Source organism: Streptomyces sp. WAC06614 (assembly GCF_003949795.1).
In the GTDB taxonomy this organism is placed as follows: domain Bacteria; phylum Actinomycetota; class Actinomycetes; order Streptomycetales; family Streptomycetaceae; genus Streptomyces.
Genome location: NZ_RPRY01000439.1, coordinates 1 through 4807, shown reverse-complemented (window position 1 = coordinate 4807; position 4807 = coordinate 1). Strand labels below are relative to the sequence as shown.

5 protein-coding genes are annotated in these 4807 nt (G+C 77.1%); 4 read left to right on the top strand and 1 reads right to left on the bottom strand.

All coding sequences use genetic code 11. The annotated features are described in order from the left end of the window. Positions 1 to 28: 28 nt before the first annotated feature. Both EF918_RS32680 and EF918_RS32675 read left to right on the top strand, forming a co-directional pair. Positions 29 to 1582: a GAF domain-containing protein gene (locus tag EF918_RS32680; RefSeq protein ID WP_125652530.1), complete on the top strand. Its 1554-nt coding sequence runs from the start codon at positions 29 to 31 to the stop codon at positions 1580 to 1582. A 90-nt stretch (positions 1583 to 1672) separates the two neighbouring features. Then, complete coding sequence (locus tag EF918_RS32675; RefSeq protein ID WP_125652529.1) at positions 1673 to 2335, top strand: hypothetical protein; 663 nt, start codon at positions 1673 to 1675, stop codon at positions 2333 to 2335. A gap of 15 nt (positions 2336 to 2350) precedes the next feature. On the opposite strand, the gene EF918_RS32670 is transcribed toward EF918_RS32675, so the two are convergent. Next, a complete protein-coding gene (locus tag EF918_RS32670) occupies positions 2351 to 2791 on the bottom strand; it encodes an Lrp/AsnC family transcriptional regulator (RefSeq protein ID WP_125652528.1) in 441 nt (146 codons plus the stop codon). Positions 2792 to 2860: 69 nt separating this feature from the next. On the opposite strand from EF918_RS32670, the gene EF918_RS32665 reads away from it, so the two are divergent. Together EF918_RS32665 and EF918_RS32660 are read left to right on the top strand one after the other, a co-directional pair. Continuing rightward, positions 2861 to 3541, top strand: a complete 681-nt coding sequence (locus tag EF918_RS32665; protein ID WP_125652527.1) for a lysine transporter LysE — start codon at positions 2861 to 2863, stop codon at positions 3539 to 3541. 17 nt (positions 3542 to 3558) lie between these two features. Next, positions 3559 to 4807, top strand: a 1249-nt coding sequence (locus EF918_RS32660; RefSeq protein WP_125652526.1) for a carboxyl transferase domain-containing protein, incomplete at its 3' end; no start/stop codon positions are given.

Below are 4807 nucleotides of genomic sequence, written 5' to 3'. Positions count from 1 at the left end.
CTCCCCCGGCGAGCCCTCCCCCGACGACCTGGACCAGCCGCGGCTGCCGGTCCTGCTGGAGGCCGTGCTCAGCGTCGGCTCCGAGCTGGAGCTGCGCACCACCCTCCAGCACCTGGTCGACTCCGCGGCCGAGCTGTGCGGGGCGCGGTACGGCGCGCTCGGCGTGGTCGACCCCGAGCGCGGCCGGCTGACCGAGCTGATCACCGCCGGGATGACCGACGAGGAACGGGCCCGGATCCCGCGCCTGCCCGACGGACGGTCGGGCCTGCTGGGCTGCCTGATCCAGGACCCGCGCCCGCTGGCGGTCCCGGAGATCGCCGACGACCCGCGCTCGGTCGGCTTCCCGCCCGGGCACCCGGTCATGCACGCCTTCCTCGGCGTCCCGGTCCGGGTGCACACCCAGGTGTTCGGCAACCTCTACCTCGCCGACAAGCACGGCGGCGGCCCGTTCACCGGCGAGGACCTGGCCCTGCTGCGCGTCCTCGCCTCCCAGGCCGGCATAGCGATCGGCAACGCCCGGCTGTACGACACCGCCCGGCGCCGGGAGCGCTGGATCGAGGGCGCGGCGGCCGTCACCACCACGCTGCTGGCGGGCCGCCCCGCCCAGGACTCGCTGATGTGCGTGGCCGAACGCGCCCGGCTGCTGGCCGACGCGGCCGCCGGGGTGGTCCTCCAGCCGACCCCCGAGGGCGGCATGGAGATCGTCGCCGCCTCCACCCACGACGACCCCGGCGACCTGGTCGGGACCACCATCGCCCCCGGCAGCCCGGTCCTGCGGCAACTGCTCGGGGGCGAGCCCGTCTTCATCGAGGACTCGGCGACCGATCCGCGGATGACCACCCGGGTGCGCGAGCGGTTCGGGCCCAGCATGATGCTGCCGCTGCAGAGCGGCGGCCAGCTCATCGGCACCCTCGCCCTGCCGCGGCACCGGGGCGGGAAACCGTACGACGCCGTGGACCGGCTGCTGGCCTCGCAGTTCGCCTCCCAGGCCGCGCTGGCGCTGGTCCTGGCCGACGCCCAGCACGACCGGGAGCAGCTCGCCGTCTACGAGGACCGGGACCGGATCGCCCGTGACCTGCACGACCTGGTGGTGCAGCGGCTGTTCGCGACGGAGATGATGCTGGAGAGCACCCGCCGCCGCGCCGCGAACGCGACCGGCGAGGACGGGGCCGGCGCGGACGAGGTCGGCGACGACCTGGGCCGGGCCGTGGACGAGCTGGACTCCACGATCCAGGAGGTGCGCACCGCCATCTTCGCCCTCCAACAGCCGCCCGGCGACGCGCCGACCACCGTGCGCGGACGGGTGCTGCGGGAGACCGGCGGGGCGGGGGTGGTGCTGGGCTTCCAGCCCTCGGTGCACTTCGCCGGGGCCGTCGACGTACTGGTGCCGGACACCGTCACGGCCGGCCTGCTGTCGGCGCTGCGCGGCGCCCTGGCCGCGGCGCACCGGCGGGCCGAGGTCACCTCGATCGACGTCGAGGTGGACGCCCGTCCCGACCTGGTCCGGCTGACCGTCACCGACGACGGCCGCACGGAGACGGGCACCCGGGGCACGACGGTGACCTGGGAATCGGCGCTGTAGGCACCGGAGGCATCGCGGCAACCGGCCCGTCCGCCGGCCCGTCCGCCGATCGTTCAACGGACGTTGAGCGCGGGGCCGCACGCTCGTCCCATGGAACTGACACGTCTGCGCCGCACGACGCGCGAGCGGGGGACGACCCACGCACTGACCGTCCATGTCGTGGCCGACGCGGCCGACCGGCGCGACCTGCGCGAGCTGCGGGAGTTCCGGGAGCTGTACGCGGCCGGCTCCCCCGCCGCCGTCCCCGCGCCGGTCTGGGACGGCTACGACGAGGAGGCCCTGCTGCTGCTCTGCCGCGACGGCGACCGGCCGGTGGGCGCGCTGCGGCTGACCCGGCACTGGGCCGAGCGCGGGGAACTGCTGCCGTACTTCCACGAACTGCCGGAGGTGCTGCGGGCGGATCCGGTGGGCTTCGCCAACATCGGCCGGGTACTGCTCGCGCCCACCCACCGCGCCTCCGCGGACGTGGCGGCGGCGCTGTTCCACGCCGGGGGCACCTGGTGCGCCCGGACCACCCCGCTGCGCCGGTACGCCTCGGCGGTGCTGCCGTCGGTGGTCCGCTTCCACCGGCTGTTCGGGGCCCGGGTGAGCCACGGCCCCGTCCCGGCGCCGGGGATCCGGGACGGCCTGGTGCTGATGACCGGCGGCCTGCGGGCCACCGCGGAGGCCACCGCGGGCTGGCTGACGACCCGCCGATGGGCCCTCGTCGACACCGCCCCGCCGACCCCGCCCGACCTGTGGCAGCGGCCCTGACCCGGCCGCCGGACGTCAGGCCCCGGCGGGGCGGGCGGCGGCCCGCAGCGCGATCCGGGTGTTCGACTGCGCCACCCCCGCCTCCCGCTTGAGCCGCCGCAGCAGGTCGTCGAGCGCCGCCGGGTCGGCGGCCCGGGCCCGTACGAGGTAGTCGTGCGCGCCGGTGACGTGCACCACCTCGGCGATGCCGGGCAGCTTGGCCACCTGCCGCTCGAACTCCTCGTTGGTGGTGTCCTGGCGCAGGGTGACGTCGATGAAGACGACCAGCCCGCCCCGGGTGTCGGCGGCCGGGTCCACCACGGTGGTGAAGCCGCGGATCACGCCGTCGCGGCGCATCCGGCGCACCCGGTCGGCGGCGGCGTTGGCGCTGAGCCCCACCCGGACCCCGAGGTCCCGGTAGGAGATCCGCGCATCCTCCTGCAGGATCCCGAGGATCTCGCGGTCGAGGCGGTCCATGCAGCGATTGTCGCAGCCGGCGCCGATATCCGCGCCCGTCGCGCGGTGTGCGGGCCGGAAGCTGCGGCCATGACCGAACTGATGACTCCGGCGCTGTCCGGTGCCGCCGCCGGCCTGGGCGTGGCGATGCCGATGGGCGCCATCAGCGTCCTGCTGCTGCAGGACGCCATGCGCCACGCCCGTACGGCGGTGGCGGCCGCGGCCGGTGTCGCCGCGGTGGACCTGGCGTACGCGGCGGTGGCCACGGCCGTCGGCCCGTGGGTGGCCGGCCACGTGACCCCGGTCGAGGCCTGGGTGCGCCTGGCGGCGGCCGCCGTCCTCCTGGCGATCGCCGCCCACGGCCTGTGGACGTCCCGCACACGGGCCGGAACGGCGGCCGCGCCCGCCGATGCACGGGCCGGAACGGCGGCCGCGCCGGCGGATGCAGCGGCCGGAACGCCGGCCCCCGCCCCGGCCGGTGCCGGACGGGCCTTCCTCCGGTACGTCGGGCTCACGGCGGTGAACCCCACCACCGCCCTCTACTTCGCCGCCCTGACCACCGCCCAGGGCGCGGCCCTCGGCGGCGGGGCCGCCGCGGCGGCGTTCCTCGGCGGGGTCGGGGTCGCCAGTCTCCTGTGGCAGCAACTGCTCGTCGGGGTCGGCGCGTTCGCCGGGAGCCGGATCTCCGGGACCGCCCGGTCCTGGACCTTCCGGCTCGGATACGGGCTGGTCGCGGCCTGTGCCGTAAAGATCGCCCTGCCGCTGCCGTAACCCCCTAGGGTGAAGCCGTGACCACCCGTCTCTCCGCCCGCGCGGCCCTCGCGTCCGTAGCCGACCCCGGCAGCTTCGCCGAGCTGCCCGTCCCCGTACGGGAGTCCGCCCCCGACGGCCCGCTGGGCTGGACAGGGTACGACGACTCCCGGGCCCGTGCGGCCGCCCGGACCGGCGAACAGGAGTCGGTCGTCGTCGGCACGGCCCGGGTCGGCGGCCACGAGACGGTGCTGATCTCCTTCGAGTTCGGCTTCCTCGGCGGCTCCCTCGGCGAACGCACCGGCGACCGGCTCGAAGCCGCCTACGCCCATGCCCGCGACCACCGCCTGCCGCTGGTCTCGCTCATCGCCACCGGCGGTTCCCGGATGCAGGAAGGCATGCTCGCGCTGACCCAGCTCCAGCGCGTGGCCCGCCAGTCCGCGCTCACCCGGGCCGCCGGGCTGCCGCAGCTCGCGGTGCTGCGCGACCCGACCACCGGCGGCGGCTGGGCCACCCTCGGCGCGGGCGCGGACGTGGTGCTCGCGCTGCCCGGGGCGCAGGTCGGCTTCGCCGGGTCCCGGGTGCGTCCGGCGGACGCCGATCCGGCGGCGTACACGGCCGAGGCACAGTACGCGGCCGGGTTCGTGGACGCCGTGGTCCCGGCGGCGGAGCTGCCCGCCACCCTCGGCACCTGGCTCCGGCTGCTGACCTCGCCGCACCCCGGTCCGGCCGAGCCCCCGGCCGCGCTGGGCGACGTACCGGGGGACGGGCCGGCGGCGGGCGGCTGGGACGCCGTGCAGCGGGCCCGGCACCCGGAGCGGCCGCGCGCCCGGGCGTACCTGGACGCCTACTTCACGCTGCGGCTGCCCGTCCACGGGGACCGGGCCGGCGGCACGGACCCGGGGATGCTGTGCGGCTTCGGCCTGCGCGGCGGCCGGACGATCGCCTACGCCGCCCAGTGCGGCACGGCCACCCGCCCGGCCGGCTACCGGGCCGCGGCCCGGCTGATCCGGCTGGCCGACCGGCTCGGGGTGCCCGTGCTGACGCTGGTCGACACCCCGGGCGCGGCCAACGACGCCGAGGCCGAGCACGGCGGGGCGGGCGCCGCCATCGCGGACGCGTTCGCGGCGGTGGCGGCGGCCTCGGTCCCGGTGACCACGCTCGTCATCGGCGAGGGCGGCTCCGGCGGCGCCCTGGCCCTGGCCGCCCCCGACCGGACCTGGGTCACCCCGGACAGCTACTTCTCGGTGATCGCCCCCGAACTGGCCGCGGCCATCCTCAAGCGCC